24 protein-coding genes and 3 pseudogenes are annotated in these 26,433 nt (G+C 42.0%); 2 read left to right on the top strand and 25 right to left on the bottom strand.

The window, feature by feature from the left end; genetic code table 11:
• Positions 1-85: 85 nt before the first annotated feature.
• The 6 genes from AC6I5B_RS06340 to AC6I5B_RS06315 form a co-directional block, all read right to left on the bottom strand.
• Positions 86-460 carry a TIGR04086 family membrane protein gene (locus AC6I5B_RS06340; protein ID WP_117787912.1) on the bottom strand — a complete coding sequence of 125 codons (375 nt, stop codon included), beginning with the start codon at positions 458-460 and terminating at the stop codon, positions 86-88.
• 54 nt (positions 461-514) lie between these two features.
• Entirely contained in the window at positions 515-1,057 is a 543-nt protein-coding gene (gene spoVT, locus AC6I5B_RS06335; RefSeq protein WP_004614114.1) for a stage V sporulation protein T, read from the bottom strand.
• A gap of 97 nt (positions 1,058-1,154) precedes the next feature.
• Positions 1,155-2,144, bottom strand: a complete 990-nt coding sequence (locus AC6I5B_RS06330; RefSeq protein WP_004614115.1) for a siderophore ABC transporter substrate-binding protein — start codon at positions 2,142-2,144, stop codon at positions 1,155-1,157.
• Positions 2,145-2,219: 75 nt separating this feature from the next.
• Positions 2,220-2,972, bottom strand: a complete 753-nt coding sequence (locus tag AC6I5B_RS06325; protein ID WP_004614116.1) for an iron ABC transporter ATP-binding protein — start codon at positions 2,970-2,972, stop codon at positions 2,220-2,222.
• A 3-nt stretch (positions 2,973-2,975) separates the two neighbouring features.
• The gene (locus AC6I5B_RS06320; RefSeq protein ID WP_083382935.1) at positions 2,976-3,911 is read right to left on the bottom strand and encodes an iron chelate uptake ABC transporter family permease subunit; all 936 of its coding nucleotides are present in this window, start codon (positions 3,909-3,911) and stop codon (positions 2,976-2,978) included.
• Positions 3,912-3,952: 41 nt separating this feature from the next.
• On the bottom strand, positions 3,953-4,984 hold the full coding sequence (locus tag AC6I5B_RS06315; protein ID WP_004614118.1) for an ABC transporter permease: 1,032 nt from the start codon (positions 4,982-4,984) through the stop codon (positions 3,953-3,955).
• A 251-nt stretch (positions 4,985-5,235) separates the two neighbouring features.
• On the opposite strand from AC6I5B_RS06315, the gene AC6I5B_RS06310 reads away from it, so the two are divergent.
• Positions 5,236-5,685, top strand: coding sequence for a GatB/YqeY domain-containing protein (locus tag AC6I5B_RS06310; protein ID WP_044987789.1), 450 nt, complete (start codon positions 5,236-5,238; stop codon positions 5,683-5,685).
• 26 nt (positions 5,686-5,711) lie between these two features.
• On the opposite strand, the gene AC6I5B_RS06305 is transcribed toward AC6I5B_RS06310, so the two are convergent.
• The gene (locus AC6I5B_RS06305) at positions 5,712-7,040 is read right to left on the bottom strand and encodes an MATE family efflux transporter (RefSeq protein ID WP_004614120.1); all 1,329 of its coding nucleotides are present in this window, start codon (positions 7,038-7,040) and stop codon (positions 5,712-5,714) included.
• A gap of 98 nt (positions 7,041-7,138) precedes the next feature.
• Here AC6I5B_RS06305 and AC6I5B_RS06300 point away from each other — a divergent pair, with 98 nt between their 5' ends.
• A complete protein-coding gene (locus AC6I5B_RS06300; RefSeq protein ID WP_004614123.1) occupies positions 7,139-7,975 on the top strand; it encodes a MerR family transcriptional regulator in 837 nt (278 codons plus the stop codon).
• 32 nt (positions 7,976-8,007) lie between these two features.
• Here AC6I5B_RS06300 and AC6I5B_RS06295 read toward each other — a convergent pair whose 3' ends face one another.
• The 18 genes and pseudogenes from AC6I5B_RS06295 to ppdK form a co-directional block, all read right to left on the bottom strand.
• Positions 8,008-8,520, bottom strand: a complete 513-nt coding sequence (locus AC6I5B_RS06295) for a transcription repressor NadR (protein ID WP_004614124.1) — start codon at positions 8,518-8,520, stop codon at positions 8,008-8,010.
• A gap of 36 nt (positions 8,521-8,556) precedes the next feature.
• Positions 8,557-9,408 (bottom strand): carboxylating nicotinate-nucleotide diphosphorylase, encoded by an 852-nt coding sequence (gene nadC / locus AC6I5B_RS06290; protein ID WP_022250803.1) that lies wholly within the window; start codon positions 9,406-9,408, stop codon positions 8,557-8,559.
• Positions 9,409-9,424: 16 nt separating this feature from the next.
• Positions 9,425-10,585, bottom strand: coding sequence for an L-aspartate oxidase (locus tag AC6I5B_RS06285; protein WP_118208669.1), 1,161 nt, complete (start codon positions 10,583-10,585; stop codon positions 9,425-9,427).
• A gap of 25 nt (positions 10,586-10,610) precedes the next feature.
• Positions 10,611-11,516 (bottom strand): quinolinate synthase NadA, encoded by a 906-nt coding sequence (nadA, locus tag AC6I5B_RS06280; protein WP_044987791.1) that lies wholly within the window; start codon positions 11,514-11,516, stop codon positions 10,611-10,613.
• 125 nt (positions 11,517-11,641) lie between these two features.
• Positions 11,642-13,225, bottom strand: coding sequence for an ABC1 kinase family protein (locus AC6I5B_RS06275; protein WP_004614128.1), 1,584 nt, complete (start codon positions 13,223-13,225; stop codon positions 11,642-11,644).
• Positions 13,226-13,247: 22 nt separating this feature from the next.
• Positions 13,248-13,586, bottom strand: a complete 339-nt coding sequence (locus AC6I5B_RS06270) for a hypothetical protein (protein ID WP_044987793.1) — start codon at positions 13,584-13,586, stop codon at positions 13,248-13,250.
• Positions 13,587-13,624: 38 nt separating this feature from the next.
• Complete coding sequence (locus AC6I5B_RS06265; RefSeq protein ID WP_022250798.1) at positions 13,625-13,996, bottom strand: diacylglycerol kinase family protein; 372 nt, start codon at positions 13,994-13,996, stop codon at positions 13,625-13,627.
• A gap of 111 nt (positions 13,997-14,107) precedes the next feature.
• Positions 14,108-14,509 (bottom strand): hypothetical protein, encoded by a 402-nt coding sequence (locus AC6I5B_RS06260; protein WP_004614131.1) that lies wholly within the window; start codon positions 14,507-14,509, stop codon positions 14,108-14,110.
• Between the two features lie 116 nt (positions 14,510-14,625).
• On the bottom strand, positions 14,626-14,919 hold the full coding sequence (locus tag AC6I5B_RS06255; protein WP_004614132.1) for a glycosyltransferase: 294 nt from the start codon (positions 14,917-14,919) through the stop codon (positions 14,626-14,628).
• The gene (locus tag AC6I5B_RS06250; protein ID WP_004614133.1) at positions 14,919-15,320 is read right to left on the bottom strand and encodes a hypothetical protein; all 402 of its coding nucleotides are present in this window, start codon (positions 15,318-15,320) and stop codon (positions 14,919-14,921) included. Before AC6I5B_RS06250 ends, AC6I5B_RS06255 begins: the two co-directional genes overlap by 1 nt.
• The gene (locus tag AC6I5B_RS06245; protein WP_497773668.1) at positions 15,317-17,080 is read right to left on the bottom strand and encodes an NAD-dependent epimerase/dehydratase family protein; all 1,764 of its coding nucleotides are present in this window, start codon (positions 17,078-17,080) and stop codon (positions 15,317-15,319) included. Before AC6I5B_RS06245 ends, AC6I5B_RS06250 begins: the two co-directional genes overlap by 4 nt.
• Before the next feature lie 80 nt (positions 17,081-17,160).
• The gene (locus AC6I5B_RS06240) at positions 17,161-17,784 is read right to left on the bottom strand and encodes a DUF47 domain-containing protein (protein ID WP_022250793.1); all 624 of its coding nucleotides are present in this window, start codon (positions 17,782-17,784) and stop codon (positions 17,161-17,163) included.
• Positions 17,785-17,800: 16 nt separating this feature from the next.
• Positions 17,801-18,856, bottom strand: a pseudogene (locus AC6I5B_RS06235) (inorganic phosphate transporter).
• Between the two features lie 18 nt (positions 18,857-18,874).
• Positions 18,875-19,537: a potassium channel family protein gene (locus AC6I5B_RS06230; protein ID WP_004614137.1), complete on the bottom strand. Its 663-nt coding sequence runs from the start codon at positions 19,535-19,537 to the stop codon at positions 18,875-18,877.
• 18 nt (positions 19,538-19,555) lie between these two features.
• Positions 19,556-20,859: pseudogene (locus AC6I5B_RS06225) on the bottom strand (TrkH family potassium uptake protein).
• Positions 20,856-23,043 (bottom strand): annotated as a pseudogene (gene secD, locus AC6I5B_RS06220) (protein translocase subunit SecD). The pseudogenes AC6I5B_RS06225 and secD overlap by 4 nt, the downstream one beginning before the upstream one ends.
• Positions 23,044-23,077: 34 nt before the next feature.
• Entirely contained in the window at positions 23,078-23,497 is a 420-nt protein-coding gene (locus AC6I5B_RS06215) for a hypothetical protein (RefSeq protein WP_497773667.1), read from the bottom strand.
• Between the two features lie 179 nt (positions 23,498-23,676).
• Positions 23,677-26,301, bottom strand: a complete 2,625-nt coding sequence (ppdK, locus tag AC6I5B_RS06210; protein WP_004614442.1) for a pyruvate, phosphate dikinase — start codon at positions 26,299-26,301, stop codon at positions 23,677-23,679.
• Positions 26,302-26,433 lie beyond the last annotated feature (132 nt).

Raw genomic sequence — 26,433 nt, 5'->3', positions numbered from 1 at the left:
CTCCTTCGCTTTGCATTACTTCTGTTATTATACCACAGGACTGTATGTTTTGAAAGCCTTTTTTCTCAGTTCGGTTAAGAATTACTTAAGAAATCATTCCTCCAAACATCCCCCCTCCGGCACACATCAGAAATGTCGTAAGAATATTGCTCCAGTTCCCGTCAATCCCCCTGTATATCCCAAGCGATATCAAAAGCAGCAATACAAAATAAGCAACCCCAAGCGTCAAGCCCCATGCAAATCGATTTACTTTTGTAAGCTTTCCTAATATAAGACCTCCCACAAAAGTAGACACCACATAAATCACCACAATCCCCGCAGTCACTTTCTGTTCGTCCAGCTCAAACTGATACAATAAAAATGTCAGCAGCACAAGCAATATACCCGTTACAAGATACGCCGCAAGCAGTGATTTCAAGATCCATATGAGCTTCGATTCTTTTTGAACCTGTTTTTCCATACTATTCCCTCCTCGCATATCACAATCTATGATTGTCCGAAGGGTTTTATGCTTCTATTGTTCCATTTGTCTTCCAAGAAAATTAGCTGCGCATGCGGCGAGTTTTTCTTCTGTCTCTCCAAATTTTTTCTTCTTTTCTAACAGAATTACCGCTCCGATGACATCTCCTCCGCACAGGATCGGATGAATGATCTCATCTTCATATTCCTGTATCCGTTCATCAATCACCGCCACATATTTCTTTTCACCTGCCGATGCATGCACTGCTTCCCGTTCCTTAAAAATACGTTCCAACTGTTTACTCACATATTTATCCTGTAATTCTTTTTTTCCCGCACCGGATACCGCAATAATCTGATCATGATCCGTCACACAGACCGTTGCTCCGCACGTTACCGCAAGACTTTCCGCATATTCTTTTGCAAATGAGGAAAGCTCACTGATCGGTGAATATTTTTTCAGGATAATCTCTCCCTCTCGGGCCGTGAATATTTCCAATGGGTCTCCCTCTCGAATCCGAAGTGTTCTCCTGATTTCTTTTGGAATGACCACTCTCCCCAGATCATCAATTCTTCTTACAATTCCTGTTGCTTTCATAATAAAAATTCCTCCATTTACTGTACTTTCCAACTTTGGAAATAGTATCTGTAAACAGAGGAAAATTATACATTTTTACTGGTTCAAATAAAATCTATTATTTTAACAGTGCGTTTTCTAAATCTTCAAGCATAAATCCGAGTGCATTTACACCGCCTTCTGCCGTATACCAAACTGCAGGATGTTCTAAGTAGACGATTTTTCCGTCCTTATAAGCATCTGTTCCCATAATCAGCTCGTTTTCCATAATATCCTTTGCAAGCTGCGCGCCATCTGTACCGATCGCCGCATCACGGTCCAATACAAAGATGTAATCCGGATTCTTCTCTACCACAAATTCAAATGACGCCTCATTCCCATGTGTAGAAGTATCGACATTTGCATCCACTCCGATATTCTCAAATCCAACCTCATTACCGATCAAAGCGCAACGTCCATCGTTTCCGAGAACATTGAATCCTCCACTTGTACACATTCCGATAATCGCACTTTTTCCTTCGGCAAACGCTTTCAGCTTTTCAATTCTCGCATCATAGCCGTCCATCAGATCTTTCACATCATCTTCCACACCAAACATAGATGCAATCGTCTTTGCATTTTTCTCCACACTTTTTACAAGTCCGATTTCTGTGTCTGTGGACAGATAGACAACCGGTGCAATTTCACTCAGTGCATCATAAGACTGTGCAAGACGTCCTCCGATAAAGATCACATCCGGCTCACACGACATCACTGCTTCCATATCTGCCTCTTTGATTGTTCCTAAATCCACAATTTCATCATTCGTAACGTACTCCTGAAGATAGTCCAATGATGTGCTGGAAGAACCCACTACACGATCTCCCAATCCGAGACTGTCTAAAATATCAAGCGCCGCCATATCCATCACAGCGATTCTTTGTGCATCATAAGGCACTTCCAAATCTGTTTCTTCATTGTTCGCATTAAAGCTTTTAATTGTAACTGTTTTTGGTTTTTCTGTTTTATTTGTATCTTCTTTTGAAGTTGTTCCTGAATTCTTATTTCCGCAAGCTGCAAGACTAAATACCATCACAAGCGCAAGCACTAAAGTTGTCAATTTTTTCATCTTGTTTTCTCCTTATCTCTTCCCAATAATCTTTTGTTGTAAAATTCTGTTTCTACGTCGTTTCAACAGACCTGATTAATAATAGATTGATAGCGGTTTCCCGGCAATCTTCATAATCTCAAAATCTACTTTATAAATTTCTGTCAATGCCTCTTTCGTCATCACCTCCTCCACGGTTCCGAATTTTGCGATCTTGCCGTCCACAAACGCACAGATATAATCGGAATAAAATGCCGCATAATTAATCTCATGCAATACTAAAACAATCGTTTTCCCAAGCTCATCACAAAGCTTTCGAACCGTTTTCATCAGATTTGTTGCATGGTAGATATCAAGGTTGTTCGTCGGCTCATCGAACAGAATGTACTCCGTATCCTGTGCAATTACCATTGCGATATACGCTCTCTGTCTTTGACCTCCTGACAGCTCATCGATAAAACGCTCTCGAAATTCGTCCAGTTCCATGTATGAGATTGCCCTGTCAATCATCTTTTTATCTTCCTCTGTAAGACGGCCTCCTGAGTAAGGGAATCTTCCAAACGCCACCAACTCTTCCACCGTCAGCTTCATCTGAATGTGGTTGCTCTGCGTTAAAATCGCAAGGCGCTTCGAGAGCTCTTTGCTCTTCCATTTTCCGATATCCTGCCCTTCAAACTCGACAAGTCCTCCATCTCTTGCAATCAGTCTGGAAATCATTCCCATAACCGTTGATTTTCCTGCTCCGTTTGGTCCGATCAAAGATGTCACTTTCCCTTTCGGGAGTGAAAAGCTGACCGAATCTACCACCGGTTTTCCATCATATGTTTTTATCAATTCTTCTACAATCATTGTCTAACTTTCCTTCCTTTCTCTCAGCAGCAGATACAGAAAATAGATTCCTCCAAACACGGTAATAAACACACTTACCGGAACGGTATAGGAATAAATCTGCTCTACCAAAAGCTGTCCTGCCACCAGAATCACCATTCCGAAAAATGCCGATCCCAAAATAAGATGACTGTGACGATATGTCTGCAAAAGCTGTCTGGAGAGATTTGCAATGATCAGTCCCAAAAAGGAAATCGGTCCAACCATCGCAGTCGCCACTGCAATAAACAGCGTCACACCCAATAACAGTCGTCTGATACATCTGTCATAATCCACTCCCAGATTAATTGCCTGTTCTTTTCCGAGTGTGATCACATCTAACAAAGCCAGTTCTTTTCTCAGGCAAAAGACCACGAGTCCCATAACAATCACAGAAAATACAATAATCTCTGAATTGACGTTACTAAAACTTGCGACTAAGGTCGCCAGCAGGCTGTCATATTCATTCGGATCCATCACCCTCGTCAAAGTGGACTGGATACTTCCGAAGAAGGAAGTCAACACAGTTCCTATAAGCAGTACATAAAGCACATTATGATTTGTCTTTTTAAACAGATAACTGTAAATAACGGTCGCGGTTCCGCCCATCAATACAAGATCCACCGCAAATGCAGCATTTGGATTGACAGCTAAAACACTTCCTGAGCCGGCGACAAACACAACCGCAGTGTGTATGACCATGTACAGAGAATTCATTCCAAGCAGACATGGTGTCACAATAGTATTGTTGATAATAGACTGGAACACAATAGATGCCCCGCCGATGGCAAACGCCGTGATCAGCATCACAATTAATTTTGGTGTACGAATTTTCATCGCATACCAGAACAATTTCTCATTGCCAAACTTTACATTCACCAACATGTAAAGCGCACATGCTAAAATCACAAGAACCATCATCACGATAAGTTTTTTCTGATTTCTTCGATTTACCGCTCGATTCACAGACTCGTTCCCCCTTCCATAATGCACGTCTTATTTTCCCCTCTACGGGTAAAATGGATCGCCTTGCGGCCATGTTTCAGCCGGTAAAGCAACAGCATAATAAAAAGCAGACTTCCGAAAATTCCCACAATCAATTCGATCGGCAATTCATACGGCGCAATTACGACTCGACCGATCAGATCACACATAAGAACAAAATTTGCCCCAAACAATGCCGTATCCACAAGCGTTCCACGAATCTTATCCCCTTTAAACATAGAGACAATATTTGGAACGATCAGACCGATATAGGAAATGGAACCCACCACGACAACTACCGATGCTGTAATCATCGCTGCAATCGTCAGCCCCATAAACAGAACAAACTTATACGGGACTCCAAGATTTTTGGAAAAATCCTTTCCCATTCCGACGATGTTAAAATGATTCGCAAACAGAAATGCCAGTATCACAAGCGGTACCACAAGATATACAATCTCATATCTGCCCTTTAACACCATTGAAAAATGCCCCACAAGCCATGAGGAAAGTGCCTGCGTCATCTCATATTTGTAGGCGAGATAACTCGTAATTCCAGACACCACATTCCCGAACATAATTCCCACAAGCGGTACCATAACCGCTTCTTTAAACTGAATTCGTTGTATGAACCACACAAAAATCCATGTTCCGAGAATCGCCGTGGTAAATGCAAATATTGCCCGCCCCCACAGCGTGGACTGCGGCATAAACAAAAGTGCCAGAAGAATTCCAAATTGCGCAGACGAAATCGTCGCTCCCGTAGTCGGAGAGACGAATTTATTCATGCAAAGCTGCTGCATAATCAATCCCGCCGTACTCATCCCGACACCGGTACAGATGATTGCAAGCAGGCGTGGCAGCCTGGAAATCAAAAAGATTTCCAATTGTTCCATATTTCCACGGAACAATTCTATAGGGGTCACATCAATCACACCCACAAATAAAGACACCGCTGACAGAACCAGAAGAAGTGCTGCAAGGATGATTGTTGACATCCGCTCTTTCATAAATTTCCTCCTTTTTAAAGTTAGCTCAAACTAACTCGTAGTTAAAATAAAATGTGCCTGATCACTGCCAAAATCATTTTCTGTGTGGTCACAGCACATTTCCACGTTAGTTTAAACTAACTCATTTGTTTTGTCAAGTATTTTCATATTACATATTTTTCATTGAATACCATACTTTATTATGCTAAAATATATACATTCAGATTGAATGGAATCGTTCATAGAATAGGAATAATCAGGAGGACATGAAAATGAGTAAAACAGATGAAGTAAGAAAAGCAATGGTCGATGCAATGAAAGCAAAAGATAAAGACACAAAAGATACACTTTCTCTTTTACTTGCTGCGTTAAAGAACAAAGCCATCGATAAAAGAGCTGATTTGACTGAAGAAGAAGAGGTTCAGGTCATCTTAAAGGAGATCAAACAGACAAAAGAATCGTTGGAGATGACGCCTTCTGACCGCACAGATATGATTGAAGAGTGCAAAAGACGACTTGCAGTGCTGGAGACATTTGCTCCGAAGATGATGGATGCCGACGAGATCAAAGCAGTTGTGGAAAGCGTTTTGAGCGAGCTTGGAATCACTGCTCCGACAGCCAAAGATAAAGGACGGATCATGAAAGAACTGATGCCGAAAGTAAAAGGAAAAGCAGACGGAAAGCTTGTCAATGAGATCGTTGGTTCTTATATGACAGAGTAGAAAAAGACGGGGATACCCGTCTTTTTCTATGCATAATGGTATTTTTTGTGCTGACTTTTAAAGTAGCCGACAGATATGAACAGCGTCACAAATTCCGCCAGCGGAACAGACAGCCAAACACCCGTCACCCCCATCACCAATGGCAGTACAAGGATACTCACCACGATGAAAATAAACGTCCTGCAAAACGAGATGATCGCAGATCTTTTCCCATCACCAAATGCAGTAAACATCGCAGATGCAAAAATATTGATTCCCGCAAATATATAATTAAAAGAAAACAAGAAAAATCCATCTGCTGCAATTTCATATGTCCTTGAATCTCTTCCACTGAAGATTCCTACTATCGGCTCTGCAAAAACAAGCGCCATCACAAGAATCACAATAGAAGATACCGTGATGAAGTACATGCAGATTTTATAAATTCGCTTCAGCTGGTCATAATTTTTGTCCCCGTAATTAAAACTGAACACCGGAGCCACTCCCATTGAAAATCCCAGATACATTGATGTGAACAAAAACTGACCGTACAGCACGATCGTAATTGCTGCCACACCGTCTTCCCCGAGGAGACGCAGCATCGTCAGGTTAAATAAAAAGGTTACAATCGCCATTGAAAGATTGCTCACCATCTCCGAAGAGCCATTTCCACAGCTTTCCAGCAATACTGTTCTGCGAAATACCGGTCGTACAAAATAAAGCCCCTTTTTGATCACGAAAAAGTACACAATTCCAACAACCGCCATGATCGTCTGTCCAATTCCGGTTGCAAGAGCCGCTCCAATCACGCCCATTCCCATAGGTCCCATAAACAGATAATCTAAAATGACATTGGTAACTCCGCCTGTAATCGTTAAAACCAATCCGAGTGTCGGCTTTCCCGCAGTCACAAAAAATACCTGAAAAAACATCTGCATCATCGTCAGCGGTCCAAACAGTAAAAGAACACCCAAATATCGTTTACAGTCTGAAAGAATCAGAGGTGTCGCTCCAAGCACATTGCAAAGCGGTTCCAAAAACAGTATCCCGACCGCTAAAATCACCACTCCTACCAGAAAGCTCACCAATGCGATCAAAGAAAAATTTTCCCTTGCCTCACTTTCTTTTTTCTCACCAATCTGACGTGCGACAATGGCGCTCCCACCTGTTGATAGCATAATCCCGCATGCAAACATCAGATTGATGACCGGATAAACGATATTGACCGCGGACAACGCATTGCTCCCGACAAGTCTGGATACAAAAATTCCGTCTACAATCGTATATAAAGACATAAATACCATCATCACCATCGTCGGGAATGCAAACTTCAGCAATGAAAACACATTAAATTTCTGCGCTATTGAATTCGTCATATTTCATCTCATCCTCCAATTGTATATTGATTTTTTCCAATCTGTACCCTATCATAAACTATAGGGTAACACGATAGTCAAGGGAGGTTTTACAAAAATTGGAGAAAAAATTAAAATCGAATCGAGATGCCTATCTGACAACCGGAGAATTTGCAAAACTTGCAGGTGTCTCCAAGCACACATTGTTTCACTATGATAAAATCGGGCTTTTATCACCGGAAATCAAACTCCCCGAAAATCAATATCGCTACTACTCCATCTCACAGCTGGAGCTTTTGGAAATCATCACCTTATTAAAGGAACTTGATATGCCGCTGTCTGAGATCAAATCATATCTGGACAACCGGACAACATCGCTTTTCATTGAGCTGCTCACCAAAGAGCAGACACTTATCCGTGAAAAAATCCAGGCGATGCAGCAGATGGAGCGTTGGATTCAAGAAGAACTTACGCTGCTTCACAATGTATCTGCATCTGCATTGGACGATATTTCTGTTATTCATTTTCCGGCAAAATATATGCTTACCACACCTGTGCATTCCCTGCACGACAAAGAAATTGCAAAAACGATCCGAGACCTCATTCTTTACGGCAATGAACATCAGATTCAAAGTCCTTACGGAGTCGGGGGAATCCGCGACCTTTCTTCGTTCGATTTAACGACAGAAGAGTATACCGATTTCTATCTGCTTTTAGACCATAGGCCAGAGAATGTTCCGCTTTGTGTCCGGGAATCCGGACACTATCTTCGTGCATTTCACTGTGGAGGCTACGAGACCATCCATACGACCTATGAAAAAATGCTGCAATATGCATCTGAAAACGCCTTAGAGCTGACTGGTATATTTTACGAAGATGTTCTGATTGACACGCTCACCGAAAAAAAGGAGGAAGATTATATCCTCCAGATCAGCTGTAAATTAAAAAAGGGATAGGAGAACTCCAAATTGTTCTCCCCTCCCTGTTTCTAGACAGCCTCTATCAAAAAACCTTTTGCTCTGAGCATTTCTTCTATCTCATCTAATATTTCTTCACTCTCCGCACTCACTGTATGGTAATGATAGTTTGAAGTAATATTTTTCAGTGGACTTGATTTTCCACTTTTGATGTCTTCTATAAATGCTGCCGCTTTTCTTCTTGAGTGTATGCCAAGCGGCGCTTCCATATGACCGTATACTCTGTGGTTTACCATCACATTTTCCACGCATCCTCCCAAATCCACAATCTCATACAACTCCTCCTCCGTCTGCTCATCAGTATGCTGCACCTTAAACACACGGCTGATTGCTTTTTGCGTATTCAGTATATATCCTCTGTTCGTTGAGATAATATCATAACCTGCTGTGCGGATCAGCGCAATATCCTGCACGATCACCTGCCGGCTCACACCATAAAGTTCCGCCAGCTTTTTTCCTGACACAGGTTCCTTACTCTCCTGTATCTGACGAACAATCTGCTCTCTTCTCTGCGAACCATTCACAAACCTTCACCTCCTGTTTTTGCATCACTGGTTCTATTATACTACATGAAGGTTCTTTAAGGAAATATCTAAAATTGGTGCAGAGTGTGTCAATGCTCCGCTGGAAATATAGTCTACCCCAAGTGACGTCAGGCGGGCAATATTTTCTTTTGTCACATTTCCGGAACATTCTGTCTCAGCTCTCCCGTCAATGATACGGATTGCCTCCGCCATCTCCTCTGTGGACATATTGTCAAGCATAATAATATCTGCTCCCGCATCCACAGCTTCTTTTACCATCTCCAGCGTTTCTACTTCCACTTCAATCTTTCGCACAAACGGCGCATATTCTTTTGCCATGCGCACTGCATTCGCCACACTTCCGGCTGCCCCGATATGATTATCTTTTAAAAGGACACCGTCTGACAGATTATAGCGATGATTGTAACCGCCTCCCGCACGCACCGCATATTTTTCAAAAATACGCATATTCGGCGTCGTCTTTCTCGTATCTAAAAGCTTTGTACCGGTTCCCTTTAAAAGCTCTGCAACGGAGCGTGTGTATGTTGCGATTCCGCTCATTCTCTGCAGATAATTCAACGCCACTCGCTCTCCTGATAAAAGTACACGGATATCGCCAACCACTTTTCCCATCAGTTCTCCATTCTTCACCTGATCCCCGTCTTTACAATATAATTCCACCTTTGTATTCGCATCCAAAAGACGGAACACCCGTTCAAACACATCTAATCCGGCAATCACTCCATCCTGCTTACAAATCAATTCTACCTCTCCTGTGACCGCTTCTTTCATCACGGCATTCGTTGTCACATCTTCGCTGGAGATATCTTCTCTCAACGCCTCCAAAATCAAATGATCCACTTGAAGATCCATCGTAATTTTATTCATCCTTCTATTTCCTTTCTTATCGGTTTGCTCCAATTTTTTTTGCTGCACGTTTCGCAAATACAAGGCTTTCCAACAGCGAGTTACTTGCCAGACGATTGGCGCCGTGCACTCCGTTACAGCTTGTCTCGCCTGCTGCATACAGATGCTCCATCGATGTCAGGCTGTCAGAATCCACCCAGATGCCACCCATAAAATAGTGCTGTGCCGGTACAACCGGAACCCACTCTTTCGTGGCGTCGTATCCTTCTTCCAGACATTGTTGATAAATATGTGGGAAATGTTTTCGTATCGTCTCCTCTGAAATATGCTCCATCGACAACCACACGAACTCTGTATGATCTTTCTCCATCTGCTCCTGAATTGCCTTAGTCACAACGTCTCTCGGAAGAAGTTCATCTACAAAACGCTTTCCTTCTTTGTTATATAACACTGCTCCTTCCCCACGCACTGACTCTGATATCAGAAATCGTCTTCCCGGTTTTTTCGAATACAGTGTTGTCGGATGAATCTGCACGTAATCCAAATGCTCCAGGCGAATTCCATGCTCTTTTGCAATTCGAAGCGCATCTCCTGTCAGATGAGCAAAATTAGTAGAATGCTTGTAAGTTCCGCCGATTCCTCCGCTTGCTAAAATCGTGTCCTTTGCATGGAGATAAATGATTCCTTCCTCATTTTCAGCAACAATTCCTGCACATCGTCCTTCTTCTTCCAAAATATCCGTCATCGTAGTATACTCAAAAATCGACACATTCTCAAGTTCTTTCACTCGCTCCAAAAGTTTGCTTGTAATCTCTTTTCCGGTCACATCCTCATGGAATAAAATACGTGGCGCAGAGTGCGCACCTTCTCTTGTATATAAAAACTCCCCATTTTCCTGTTCAAATTCCACTCCATATCCCACAAGATCTCCAATCACCTGACGGGAGTTACGAATCATAATATCGACCGACTCTTTTCGGTTCTCATAATGTCCCGCTTTCATAGTATCTTCAAAATAGCTTTCATAGTCATCCTCATCTCGCTGTACACAGATTCCCCCCTGTGCAAGAAAAGAGTCACTGCTCTCTACATCTGATTTTGTAATCATCACAATCTTTTTTTCCGCCGGCAGATTCAGCGCACTGAAAAGTCCTGCCACTCCTGTTCCGACTATGACGACATCTGTATTGATATCCATATTTCCTCCTTCACTGCAAACACGGTTATTTTGCAAGCTCCAACATCCTCTCCAATGCTTTTCCCGATTCTTCTCTTACTTTCTCTGTCACGTGCACTTCATTTTCCCCTGTCTTTAATACATGCAATACCTTTTCCAATGTGATCTTCTTCATGTCCATGCAGACAGGCTCAGTCTCTGTAAAATAAAATTGTTTATCCGGGTTTCTCATCTCTAATTCATAGCGCACTCCATTTTCCGTACAGATAATAAATTCTTTTTTGGGGCTTTGAGTGACATACGAAATGATTCCCGATGTGCTGCCGATGTAGTCGGAAATCTCGCAGATTGCTTCCGGACATTCTGGATGTGTCAATATTTCCGCCTCCGGATGCAATTCTTTTACCCGCTTCACCTCTCTAAGCTTCATGTGTTCATGCACCGGACAATATCCCTGATTGAATACAAACTCCTTTTCCGTCACTTGTTGGGCCACATATCTTGCCAGGTTTTTATCAGGAATAAAGAAAATGTGCTTGTTCGGCAATGCTTTCACGATCTGCACCGCATTCGCCGATGTCACACACACATCCGAGTGACGTTTTAATTCCGCTGTCGAATTAATATAACATACAACCGCCAAATCTTCATATGTATCACGCATTTTCTGAATGGTCTGTGCATCTGCCATATGTGCCATCGCACAATCTGCTGACTTGTCCGGCATCAGCACGGTCTTATCCGGATTAAGTATCTTCGCACTTTCTCCCATAAACGCCACCCCGCAAAACACAATGGTCTGCTCTTTTAATCCAACCGCTACTTTGCTCAGATAAAAAGAATCTCCAATGTAATCTGCTATCTGCTGTACTTCTGGATTCACATAATAATGTGCAAGAATCACTGCATTTTTTTCTTTTTTCCATTTCTTAATTTCATCAATCATATCCATGCTTTTCTTCTCCTTATGTAAACTTCCATTATTATAGCACTGTATTTTACAGGTGACAAGACACATGCTTTTACAAAAAAGAAGGATTTACACATGAATTTTTATCGATTCTGTGCAAATCCTTCCTATTTTCTCGAAAAAATATGTTTTAAAAACACATACATCACAATGGCAAACGCAATCAGATAACCAAATGCTCCCAGTGCCGGAATCCCCCAAATCTTAGGTTTCATGTTCGTTGTACAGATAATGCTGGAACTGATCAACAGCGCCATCACCCAAAGTCCCATCACAACATTTCTCACAAGTCTTCGCAGCAGTCTCTCCAACTCCATCGATGCATGCAGATCCAGATTAATCTTTGTCTGCCCCTTCAGGTATCCCTGTAAAATATCAGAGATCAGTGACGGAATATTGATTGCTTTATGAAACGATCTGTAAATTGTCTTACCGCTGTTTTTTAATTCCTGCTTCCAGTCTTTTTCCTTCAGCATCTTTCCCGCCATATGTCTGGAGGCTATCTCCACCATGTTCAATTCCGGCGCAATATCAGCAAGCACCCCTTCCATATGGGTCAGTCCCCTTGCAAGCATCGTCAGTCCATGCGGCATGATAATCTTATTTTCCTTCATCACTTCCATGAGACTCATCGTCACTTTGGCAATATCAATGCTCCCCATATCGGCAGTACCATACTGTGAGAGCAAATTGCTGATTCCTTCATACAGGCAGCTTTGATCCGGTGGCTCCTTAAAATCTCCAAGCGCCATCACCGCATCCTGAATCATTCCGATATCACTCATAGCAATTCCTTCTACCGCATTTCCAATCAGTTCTCGATCACGTTCTGTGAGACGCCCCATCATCCCCATGTCAATCCAGATAATCTTTCCGCCCCGAATCTTTACATTGCCGGGGTGTGGATCCGCATGAAAAAATCCGTCATCCATCACCTGCTTGATATAGTTGTCAATCAGCTTGATACCTACCTCTTCTAAATCATATCCGTCTCTCAGAAGATTTTCTTTATCATCGACGGCATATCCGTCAATATATTCCATCACCAGCACATAGCGGTTCGTGTACTCATGGTACATCTTGGGTGCTCCAACAAACACAATATCTTTATTTCTTCTTGCAAACTCCTCCAGGTTAGATGCCTCTGTCAGAAAATTCATCTCTTCTCTTGTAACTGCCCACAGTTCATCAAGTACCATGTCAAGATCAACCATACCCTTTAAGCTGACTGGCGGAAGTAACTTTACCGCACGATGCAAAAGTCCGATATCTCTTGCCATCTTATCGTAGATCCCTTTTCGCTGTATCTTTACAACAACTTCCTCTCCATCTCTCAAGACTGCTTTATGCACTTGTGCGATAGAGGCTGAGCCAAGTGGTAATTCTTCAATCTTTTTAAAAATCTCTTTCCATGGACAGCCGTACGCCTCCCGCAATACTTCCTCCACCTCCGAAAACGACATCGGCGCCACCTCAGAGCGAAGACGCATCAGCTCATCACAATACCGCTTTGGCAAAATATCAGAATGCATCGACATAATCTGTCCTAATTTGATAAACGTCGGTCCCAAATCTTCCAAAATCAGACGTAGCTTCTCCGGGGATACTCCTCTGGTAATATTATGCTTTCGGAGTACCCCTGTCATCTCTTTCAATCTTTCTTTGTATTCCTGCGATTCCTGTCTGCCCATCTGTCACATCTTCCTATTCTGTCTAGAGCTCTTCATCCGGTTGCTGCTCAGTCTCAGATTGTTCTCCTTCCATAGCATTCAGTCTCTCCTTCAACGCTTCGATCTGTTCCGGCGTCATCTTTTCCAATAGTTCGTCCAGTTCTTCCGGAGAAGTCGGTTTCACTGACACATTCACATTCTCTTTGACCGTCTTTTTGATATTGTGCTTCAGTTCCTCATTCAATGCTTTCCCCTGCTCTACCGTTAATTCTCCTTTTTCTACCATATCATCCAATAACTCTTTTGATTTTTCCGCAGTTGTTGCTGCCGCACCGATTCCTGCCAACAATAGTTTTTTTACGCTTTCTCCAAATCCTTCCATCATTCTGTCTCCTTTCATTTTGCCATGAAATTCTTTGTTTATATAAGTTCTAACACTTTCGGGACAAAAATCAAAAGTCCCACTCCTGCTGCCATAATTGCCGCAATCAAAACTGCCCCCGCCGCTGTATCTTTCGCAAGCTTTGCAAGCGGCCTTCTCTCTTCTGTGACAAGATCTACCACCGCTTCCATCGCCGTATTGACAAGTTCCAGTGACAGAATCATTCCAAACAGAATCAGACAGATACACCATTCAGAAACTGAAATTCGAAACACAAATCCTGCCGCAACAACACATAGCATTGTCAGACAATGAATCTTCATATTTCGTTCTTTTTTGATTCCGGTAAAAATTCCTTCAAAAGCATATCCAAAACTCTTATATAATGGATTCTTCTTTTGTCCCTTCACAAACTTCACCTTCTTGTCCTAAATTTGTTTTTATTATACTACAAAAAACTCCCCAGTGAAACCGGAGAGTTCTAAAAACATTATAATCTTTATTGATTTTTTCTTTCGACTTCATATATCGCTTTGCAATCCTTCCCAACCTCTTTCCATATAAAGTTGTTTTACAATTTCTTCCAATTTTCTCCGGCTTTTCCTATCCGGTACCTGTCTGCAAAAATCTTTCACCCACTGTTCCTGCTGATCTTCATCTGTTTCCGATGGATCATAAGGTACAATGCTGCTTGTCTCATCATACAATCGCTGCAACTGTTGAAACTGCTCCCTGAACTGTCCGGCATATTTGTTCCAAATCTCCAGCCCGTAAAGCTTTAGTCCCAAAAAATCAGTAATATAGTTCAATCTGTCAAGATCCGAAAATGTCATTTTTTCTTTTCCCTGCAAGATGCGCCTGTCCCTATTTCCACATAAAAATAAAAATGCAAACCGTTCCATATCCACTTGATGCACCATCATCACCTTCCTTTTTTGTGTTCCACTTCATCTCCCTTTTACAATCGATTGTATTCCTAATTTCATGTGAAATCAATAGAGAAAGTGCAAAAAGTGAGACAGATATGCAAGTCCCTTTTTTATATAATTTCTTCTAACAATCGTTCCCACTGTGCCACGATTTTGTCTAGTGCAAATTTTTGTCTGCTCTTTTCCGCCTGCTGTGCAAACTTTTTGCGCAAAGCATCTTTTTGAATGAGCAGTTCTATCTTTTCTTCCATCTGCTCTAAGTCAAACGGCGGAATCAAAAATCCGGTTTTCCCATCTTCGATAATCTCTGCTGGTCCGGTCTGAATGTCAAAGCTAATACTCGGCACTTTGTATCCTGCCGCCTCCAGAAGAACCATCGGAAGCCCTTCTGCTCTGGACGTCATCACATAAAAGCCAACATGATTGACTCCAAAGAATCTTTTAAATCTCCGCGAATCACATTCATCATCAACATACGAAGATTTTTTCTATCACTGACCGCCAGCGCCTCCTCAATCGGTACCATGTTGCGTTCACGCTCTTCATCTGCTTTCAGATGCGTCTTAATGCGCTCTTTACTGAAAATCACATCTTCCAAATCTACCTCCTGCCGAAAAATCGTTCGATAGACAAGCTGACTGCACGCAAAGAACAGTGGTCCTATAACCGGGCAGAGCACCATAACGGCAAGCCGCATTCTCCATGTCGTTTTGTTTTCCTTTGCTTTCCACAAAAAACACAAGATCGAGATCAAAAAATTTAATCCCCATATTACGCAAAACAACATTTCCTCTCTGTCCATCATCCCGTCACCTCCCTATTCCTCAGTTCACAGTTACATCCCTGCTCTTGGAATCTTGCGATAACCCATTTTGCATTTTCCTCGCTGGTATTTGGAAGCAGTACATATAGCCCATCTTGCAGCACGCCCAGATAATCGGTCTGGCGAAGCAGCGAACTGAAGGCATGCGCGGTGTCCTCATACGTTCGCGCTGCATCTTCTATCTTTAAAAGAGAACATTCTGTCCATCCTTTACCCTTTGCATCGAAAAACGCATTCACAAGTCTTTCAAAAGCTTCCTGCTCTAAAATATTTGTATCTGCCACATATCGGTTTTCATGCAGCGCTTCCAGATAACGACTTGCACGAACTGCGGCATTTTGCACAAGAGAACCGATAATCATCAATCGGTTCGATTCTGCCAGATTCATCCGTTCCCATGGAATCCCCCACAGCATCATAATAATCTGCATCTGTTCTTCCGCATATACCCCGACCGCCATCAAGGAATACCTGTTGTCCATTGTCCGATTGATATACACGCGGCGTTCCTTCAGTTCTCCATACAGTTCTTTCATATCTGTGTACTTAATGGAATTTCCCATCTTCTTTGCAGTATCAGATGTGAAAGAAAACAGACGCGCATAGTCTCCATTTACTACAGTATAAATTGCAGCATCGGGCGTATCCATCAAATGTGACAGCACATGCGCCGCATAGAAAAGCACCTCCTCCGGACCATATTGATCAAGTTCTGACACAATCGCATAAATTTTCCCAAGGCTGTCTTTCTGATTCACAATCTGGCGTTCAAACATATGCTTCATTCGCACATTTCTCTCATTGATATCGATCATATCTCCAAGCTGCCCGTTCAGATAACCAATTTCTTCTTTGTCCTTCTCTTTTATGTAGCGGATTTGATCCCGCATATATCCAACAACCATTCCGAGTATAAACAGCTGAGCCATCCAGACATACGTACCGTAATCCATCAGGACTTCAAATCCACTTCGGTCATACATCTGTCGGAAACAATATCCAACCACGGCAAGCAGCGCTGAAAAAATCGCCTGTTGCTGCCCATATACGATTGCAAACAAAAGCACATATAACAGATAAAAGTCTAATTTATTGTAATACGCACTGGAAACAGCCCTGTTATTCAGCATAAAAAACACTCCAAAGCAAAACAGGTTTTCCAGATACGGGATGAGCAAACGTACAATGTTTTTTATCATTTTCCACGTGCGGCTGCCAATACTTCCCCCGGCATCTTCCTTCTTCAGAAATCTCCTGCTATGTTTCTTCATGTATTTGACTGTTCTTTTTACACCTTCTTCACTTGGAACAAACACTTTGTGTGGAAATTCGCATTTATAACGCTCGGTACTTAATACCCGGCGATATCCCTCTCCCACCGTATTGTCCACCAGTTCCATTCCCGTCCCCGCATACTTTTGAATCTGTCTTGCCAGTTCCATCTGTGTAATGCTTTCTCCTGATGCAATGTTGTAAGTCGCATGTAATAGATTCTCCGCTTTGATAATCTGGTATGTAAACTCTACTGCATCACTCATATACAAAAGAGAAAATACATTTCGACTGTTCGCAGAAATCTTGCCGGTCTTTAGCGCCTCCAGCATCATCTGAAAACAAGGATTCTCTTCCTGTCGTTCTTTCTTTGGTTCCCCGTAGAGGTGGTCAAATCTCAAAACAACCGTGTTGCTCCCACTCGTCTCTCGATAACTACGGCACAATTCCTCTCCCTGCGCCACTGCCATCGTGCGGAAACTTCCTGTTGACAATTTTAGAGCGAACATAAAAAGAACTAACTCGTATTTCTGTTAGTTCATTTCTATACTTATGTATTTTTCATCGCAACACTTCCTACGATATCCGCCACATGTTCACAGGCATCCGCACATTTTTCAAGATATGTGTAAATCTCTCTCCAGGCAATCACATTTCTGACATCCTTCTCTTCCACATGCAATTTTCTCATGCTGGAAATAAACAGATCATCTTCTTTTTCTTCCAATGTATTCAATCGGATAATACTCTGTTTGAGTTCTTTAGAATGTTTGAAATTCTTAAATTCTTTCAACAGATTCTGAAGTTCTTCACAGCATTCAATGACCACATTCAGCATGCTGAAGACTTCCTCGCGCATCTCCTGTACATTGTTGATATAAACACGGATCAACACTTCCTCAATCTTATCTGTCACATCATCAATGTGATGGCTGAGCGCGATGATATCTTCCCTTTCAATCGGAGTAATAAATGCCTTCGCAAGTTTGTCTGTGATCTCGTGTCTGTGCGTATCTGCCTCACGCTCAATTTCATGAACTTCCTCCATACGCTTTGAGATTTCTGCTGGTTGAAAATCCGTCAGTATCTCTTTCAATAAATACGCTTCTTTGCATGCGTATTCCGCACATTTAATAAAATTGTCAAAGTAATAATCATCCTGTTTTTTTGACATTGCCATCTTCCTCCTTTTATCCAAACATGTACATAAATATTTTTGCCATACAAAAACTGATCAATCCACAGCCTGGAAATGTAAAGATCCAGGTTAGCATCATATCCTTTACAACCGAAAAATTAATAGCCGAAAGTCTTTTTACTGCCCCTACTCCCATAATCGCACTTGTCTTTGTGTGCGTTGTCGAAACCGGAACTCCCATCAGGCTCGAATACAGCAGACAGATTGCTCCCGCAAGGTCAGCAGAAAATCCCTGATAACGTTCCAGTTTTACCATATTCATTCCTACGGATTTGATAATCTTCTCTCCTCCTACGCTGGTTCCCACACCCATAACAATACTGCACAAAAGCATCAGTCACACCGGAATTTCCATACCATTTACAGAATTATGTCCTCCCGCAAATGCAATCCCTAAAAACAAAACACCTATGAACTTCTGTCCATCCTGTGCACCATGCATAAAACTCATAGCTGCGGCACCTGCAATCTGTGCCCCGCCAAAAAAGCGATTTGTCTTTCGGCGATCCATCGCCCTGCACAAAACAGTAAGCAATTTGCACACTGCCCATCCTGTTGCAAATCCCAAAACCAAACTCAGCACAAGTCCGTACAGCACTTTTATCCACTCATCAAAATTAATTCCGCTCACTCCATGCTGAATGGCGATTGCCGCTCCTGATAAGCCTGCAATCAGACTGTGGCTCTCACTTGTCGGTATCCCGAAAAACGAGGCGGCTGTGCTGTAAACCACAATAGACAGCAACGCCGCACACAGTGCAATCAAAGCTTCGTTTGTGTGCTCTCCAAAATCCACCATATTACTGATCGTAGATGCAACAGAACTGTTGATCTGTGTCATCACAAAAACACCGAGAAAGTTAAACACCGCACTCATCATGATTGCAGCACGCACAGGCATACATCTGGTAGCCACACAGGTGGCGATCGCATTCGGTGCATCTGTCCAGCCATTTACAAAAACAACTCCCAATGTAAGTAAAACTGTGATAAACAGCATCGGATTTCTCACGATCTCCTGCCAGAAATTTATAAATGTCATTTCCATAATCTTTCCCTCCGGCACTTAAATCTCATTTACAAAAACATCAATGTTATCGACTTTTCCGATGACCACAATGATATCCCCATGACGCAGACGGTAGTCCGGCATCACTTCGATATCTGTCTCATCACCATTTTCAATAGCAATAATATTCAGTCGGTATTTGTGGCGAATCTCTGTCTCTTCTATGCTCTTTCCAATCAAATGATTCGGAACCCGTATCTGACGGATTTCGACCTGATTGCACAGAGAAACATACTCCAAAAAATTGTTAGACAATAGCTTTTTCCCAAGTCTGAGCGCCATATCCCTCTCCGGATATACTACTTCAGCGCCAAGCTTGCCAAGCACTGCACCCTGCTCGGGGCTCAGCGCTTTTGCAATAACACGAGGCACGCCCAACTCTATCACACTCATCGTTGTCAATACGCTGACGTCGACTTTCTCTCCAATACAAATAATGACCACATCACAATTTTGAATTCCGATCTCCTTCAGAGTGTCCGAACTGAGATCATCTGTCACAAAAGCACAATCGGTATACTGACGCATCTCTTTTACTTTCTTTTCATCTCTGTCTACTGCAATCACTTCATTGCCGGATTGTGCCAGCATCATTGCCAGGGCTGCTCCAAAACGCCCCAGACCAATCACTCCATACGCTGTCTCTAATTTCTTTTTCATTTTCTAATTTCTCCCTTTTTAGCCTATTGAAACTTCCTCTTCTGAGTATCTCGCTCTTGGTTCTACACGATTCACCCACATAGAAAGTAACGTAATAATTCCAACTCTTCCTATAAACATAACAATAATAATAACAGCCTTTCCAGCTACACTGAGTTCAGGGGTAATTCCAGTGGAAAGACCTACCGTTCCAAATGCGGAAACCACTTCAAACAGAAGCTGCATAAAACTATATTCCTGTTCCAGTACACACATGAAAAATGTTGCGATACATACAACCGTTCCGGAAAGAATCGTAATCATAAACGCCTTTGTAATATTCTGCTCTGATATGTTTCGGTGAAACGCATGCACCGTTCCCTTTGTGCATGTTCCTCTTATCTTCTGGAACATAATGAAAAATGTACTCGTCTTGATACCTCCACCTGTAGATCCTGGAGAAGCACCTATAAACATCAAAATACACAATACAAACAAACCGGCGTTTGTAAACTCTCCAATCGGGTATGTGGAAAATCCGGCTGTTCTTGCTGAAACACTTTGAAAGAACGCCCCAAGCCATGTCACATTTTCTGTCAACTTCAATATAACCGTTCCCGCAACCAGCAAAACTAAACTCGTGACAATAACCACCTTAGAATGCAAGGTCAGTTTGCGAAAACGCTTTTGTTTTAGTATATCCAAAATCACAAGGAATCCCAGTCCTCCAAAAATAATCAGGATACAGGTTGTCAGATTCAAAAGAACATTGTCCTGATAAATCGTAAGGTTCCTAAGCCCCCCAAAATATCAAACCCTGAGTTGTTAAATGCCGCAATTGAATGGAATATACTGATTCCCACTGCATGAACCGTATCGTAATCCTGTCTGAAAACAAAAAAACTTAAGATAGCGCCTCCGGCTTCAAAGCACAGCGTCATTAGCAATACCGCTTTCACCAGCTTAACAATACCCTTATAACTGTCGATATTCAATGCTTCTTTTACCAACATTCGGCTCTTGATTCCGACTCTTTTTCTTGCCACAAGCATAAGCCCCACACCAAGCGAGGTCACTCCAAGCCCGCCAATCTGTATTAATGCTGCCACAATCCCCTGACCAAAGGCAGTGAAATGATCTGCTGTATCAATCGCGATCAAACCTGTTACGCACACTGCGCTGGTAGAGGTGAATAACGCGTCGATGGCAGATACTTCTGCTCCATCTTTTACAGATATCGGAAGGAGCAGCAGAATCATACCAAACAGTATGACACCTGCAAATCCTCCCACAATCATTCTGCCTGGAGGCTGATTTCTTAAAAACATACTTATCTTTTTCATTTTCCTTTTCGTCCTGTCTTTCTTTTCTGAATCCTTTCTTTATGTTCTTCCCACCATACCCATAGTGGTCCGGCTATACAAATGGAAGAATAACATCCCGAAATGAGTCCTGCTAAAAGTGGAAGTGAAAAATTCGTGATGGATTCCATTCCATACACTACGGAAACTACAAAAATAACAAATGCGCACAGAACCACAGTAAATGCTGTGTTTATAGAGCGTTGCAAGGTCTCTGTCGTACTGATATCCACCAGCTCTGCCAGTGTGCTTTTATTTTTTGCACCATTTCTGTGTTCCCTAATTCTATCATATAACACGATTGTATCGTTGATCGAATATCCGATAATCGTCAAAGTAACAGCCACAAATGCATCGTTCACAGGAATCTTGAAAATTCCAAAGATAAACAACACAATAAGTATATCGTGAAGCAGCGCAATCACCGCCGTAACTCCTGACGCCAGTCCTCCTAATGCTGAAAACCGCACTCGGATATACACTACAATAAACAGGAATGACAAAACAATCGCAATCGCTGAGTTTTTCAATGCCTTCGCACCAATATATGGTTCTATCGCCGATGTCTCCGCCGTCTCAAACTGATTTGTATTTCCCTCATTGATCGTATTCAGGATCTCTTTTTGTTGTTCCGGTGTCAGTCCTTTCTTCCCTGATAATGTAATTACCAGATTCTTTTCCCCTGTAGCCGAATTTTTTGCAGTCTGCACATTGACATTTCTGTCTACAACATCCTGAACCTCTTTTTGGATCTTTCCGGTATCAGCCTCTCCGCTATATGTATATCTTAAGATGACTCCGCCGGTGAACTGGGTATCTAATTTCATTCCATTTACCGAACTCCAAATCAATCCAGCCATAAGCAGCACAACACTTGTCAGGAAGAAATATTTTTTTGTTTCTGCAAATTTCAGAATCTTTTTTTCTTTCTTTTTGCGGAACCATTTTTCCTGATTGAAGAGCTTATATCTTATAACCGAATTCAACATATATCTGGACATCCATACACCTGCAAGCAGGTTGATGATAACTCCTGTGAGCAGTGTATATCCAAAGCTCAGCATCGTGCCGGAGCCTAGCACCATCAAAATTCCAGCTACTACAGCCGTCGTAACATTTCCATCCAAAACAGACGAAAAGGCACGCTTATATCCATTCTTCACCGCAGTTCTGACCGAATTTCCCTTTTTCAGTTCCTCACTGATTCGCTCACTGATAATAATATTGGCATCCACCGCCATGCCGGCTGATAAAATTAACCCTGCAATTCCGGGCAGTGTGATTGTATACTGCGGAACCGAAATAACTAAAACCTGTAGCGCGACCTGAAATGCCAGTGTCAGACAACTGATCACTCCCGGAAGGCGATACCACGCAATCATAAACAGGCAAGTCAATACCAATGCAATCTCAGCAGCCAGTGCCATCGCATTTAACGCCTTATTTCCAAGTGTCGGGCTGATTGTATTGTAATTAGTCGTCTCCATTGAAAACGGAAGCGCTCCTGAATTAATCTTGTCGGAAAGATTCTGCGCTTCTTCCTGTGAAGCCATCCCTGTAATTTCAGCTTTCCCGCCTGTTATTTTTGCATTGACAGTCGGATTTGAAATCAACTCTTCATCCATGTAAATCCTCATAGTCTGTCCGACAAGCTTCTCTGTCGCATCTGCAAATTTCTTTGCACCCCTTACTCGTAAATTCCAGCTCTACGACATACCGATTCTGTTGATCCACCGCCACCTGACTTTTGGAAACATCCGACCCTTTCACATACACTGTGTTATCTTCTCCTCGAAATGTCAACTCTGCCATCTCTCCAAGTTCCTGAATGGCGGTTTCCGGATCAAAATCTTTTTCATCTGATTTCCACGGAAATCTCACAATAATATCTCCCGCCTTTTCGTCCACCGTTACTTCTCTGTCTAAAATATTCTGTGCATCCAATCGGGTCTCTATTACATCTCTTGCCATTTCCAACTGTTCCTTAGTCGGCTTTGTTTTTAACCCCGCCGGTTCAAAGACCGCCTCTACACCTCCGCGAATATCGATTCCAAAACGCATATCGCGAATTCCTTTGATACTGTCTCCGCATCCAAAGATTGCCAGGCACACAAAAAAAGCGATTACTACAAGAGCAATCCAAATATGTAATTTTTTATTTTTCATTTTCTCGCTTTCCTTCTTTACTTCTCTCTAATCTTTAAAGGCAAAAGCAAATCCTCTCTTTTTTCCCATCCTTTTTGAGCAAAACACTTTGCTCCCATAGGAACCTCTCAAAGGGGAATGAATAGAATTGAATATACGACAAATAGACTCTCTCCAGACATATGCCCAAAGAGAATATAAGAATCACAAAGAATTCAATTGATAATCGCTGAACACTCTTACGCTGTTCAAACTTTTGAGCAGAAAACGCTTCTTTCCGATTTTCCGAACGCAAATAACTATCATGAAGAATTTTCGCGCCCATGTCATCTGTGTACTTTGTTTCTGTTCGTATGCTTGAAGTTGTTCTCCCCGCATACGAATCCATATCTCGAAACTGTAAAAAAGAAGGGAGAAAAAGACCGAATATTAAAATCAAAACGGTTACACCAAAAACTTTTAATTTATTTTCCATTGTCTTCTCCTTTCCTATCTTCTCAAAGTATATTGAGATTAACACTAAACCAACTATATGTCAATATAAAAATTTTTCTTAGATGCAACAACTACCTAAAAAACCCCTTACGCAATGAAAGCGTAAGGGGTTCTGTTATTGAAACTAATGAAGTTTCTACACCTGTTATCTACGGTGTATTACTTGTTATTGATAGCAGCCTGTGCAGCAGCTAATCTTGCGATTGGCACACGGAATGGTGAGCAAGAAACGTAGTCTAAGCCAATCTTGTGGCAGAATTCTACAGAACTTGGATCTCCACCGTGTTCTCCACAGATACCTACGTGAAGGTTTGGATTAACTGGTTTTCCTAATTTAATAGCTGTTTCCATTAATTTACCTACACCGATCTGGTCTAATTTAGCAAATGGATCATTTTCAAAGATTTTTGCATCATAGTAAGCATCTAAGAACTTACCAGCATCATCACGAGAGAATCCATATGTCATCTGTGTTAAATCGTTTGTACCGAAGCAGAAGAAGTCTGCCTGTTTTGCGATCTCATCAGCTGTAAGGGCAGCTCTTGGGATCTCGATCATAGTACCAACTTCGTATGCAAGCTCAACACCTGCTGCAGCGATTTCAGCATCTGCAGTCTCTACTACCATATCTTTTACATATTTTAATTCTTTTGCGTCACATGACAATGGGATCATGATCTCTGGTTTTACTGTCCAGTCGCTGTGTGCTTTCTGTACATTGATAGCAGCACGGATAACAGCTTTTGTCTGCATCTTAGCAATCTCTGGATATGTTACAGCAAGACGAAGTCCTCTGTGTCCCATCATTGGGTTGAACTCATGTAAAGAATCAATGATTGCTTTAATCTGTTCAACTGTTTTTCCTTGAGTATCTGCAAGTTTCTTAATGTCTTCCTCTGTTGTAGGAACGAACTCATGAAGCGGTGGATCTAAGAAACGGATTGTAACCGGATTTCCTTCTAATGCTTCATATAATGCTTCGAAATCTCCCTGTTGTTCTGGAAGGATTTTTTCAAGAGCAGCTTCTCTTTCTTCTAATGTCTCAGAACAGATCATTTCACGGAATGCATCGATTCTGTTTCCTTCGAAGAACATGTGCTCTGTACGGCAAAGACCGATACCTTCTGCACCAAGCTCACGAGCTTTTCTTGCATCTGCAGGAGTATCTGCATTTGTTCTAACTTTTAATGTTCTGTATTTGTCAGCCCATCCCATAATTCTTCCGAATTCTCCAGCGATTGTAGCATCTACTGTTGGGATTACTCCGTCGTAAATATTACCTGTAGATCCGTCAAGAGAAATGAAATCTCCTTCATGGTATTCTTTTCCAGCTAATTTGAATTTCTTGTTAGCTTCGTCCATTGTGATGTCACCGCAACCAGATACACAGCATGTACCCATACCACGTGCTACAACGGCAGCGTGAGATGTCATACCACCACGTACTGTCAAGATACCCTGAGCAGCTTTCATACCTTCGATATCTTCTGGAGATGTTTCAAGACGAACAAGAACAACTTTTTCTCCTCTTGCAGCCCATTCTTTTGCATCGTCAGCTGTGAATACGATTTTACCGCATGCAGCTCCTGGTGATGCTCCAAGTGCTTTTGCAACTGGTGCAGTAGCTTTTAATGCAGCAGCATCAAATTGTGGGTGAAGTAATGTATCTAAGTTACGAGGATCGATCATAGCAACTGCTTCTTCCTCTGTTCTCATACCTTCATCTACTAAATCACAAGCGATTTTCAAAGCAGCCTGAGCTGTTCTCTTACCGTTACGTGTCTGTAACATGTATAATTTACCGTGTTCTACTGTAAATTCCATGTCCTGCATATCTCTGTAGTGTTTTTCCAAAGTCTGGCAAACTTCTTTGAACTGTACGAATGCTTCTGGGAATTTTTGTTCCATTTCTGAAATATGCATTGGTGTACGAACACCAGCAACAACGTCTTCACCTTGTGCATTTGTAAGGAATTCTCCAAATAAACCATTATTTCCTGTAGCTGGGTCACGAGTAAATGCAACACCTGTACCACAATCATCTCCCATGTTACCAAATGCCATCATCTGTACGTTAACAGCTGTTCCCCAAGAATATGGGATATCGTTGTCACGACGGTATACGTTAGCACGTGGGTTATCCCAAGAACGGAATACAGCTTTTACTGCTCCCATTAACTGTTCTTTTGGATCTGATGGGAAATCTTCACCGATTTTTTCTTTATATTCAGCTTTGAACTGCTCTGCAAGCTCATGAAGATCTTCTGCAGTAAGCTCAACGTCCTGAGTTACTCCCCTGTCTTCTTTCATCTTGTCGATTAATTCTTCGAAGTATTTTTTACCTACTTCCATAACTACGTCAGAGTACATCTGGATAAATCTTCTGTAGCAGTCCCAAGCCCAACGAGCATTTCCTGATGCAGAAGCTAAAGTTTCTACAACTTCTTCATTTAAACCAAGGTTCAAGATTGTATCCATCATACCTGGCATAGAAGCTCTTGCTCCTGAACGAACAGATACAAGAAGTGGATTCTCTTTATCACCGAATTTCTTTCCTGTGATCTCTTCCATTTTAACGATTGCTTCCATGATCTGTTCCATGATCTCATCGTTAATCTTTCTTCCATCTTCATAGTACTGAGTACAAGCATCTGTAGTGATTGTGAAACCTTGTGGTACTGGAAGACCTAATTTTGTCATCTCAGCAAGGTTAGCACCTTTACCACCAAGAGTGTTTCTCATGGTTGCGTCACCTTCTGTGAACATATAAACCCATTTTGTCATGTCTTTGTGACCTCCTAAATAATATTTTTATTAATACACCGCACGAAAAAGACGACTTTCTACCCAAAGTCGATTTTCTATGCTTTATATTATTAACGGGTATAATACGACATTTTTCGTCGTATCTTCATT

The sequence above is a fragment of the Faecalimonas nexilis genome (assembly GCF_059731825.1).
This window is presented reverse-complemented; position numbering and strand designations above follow the sequence as displayed.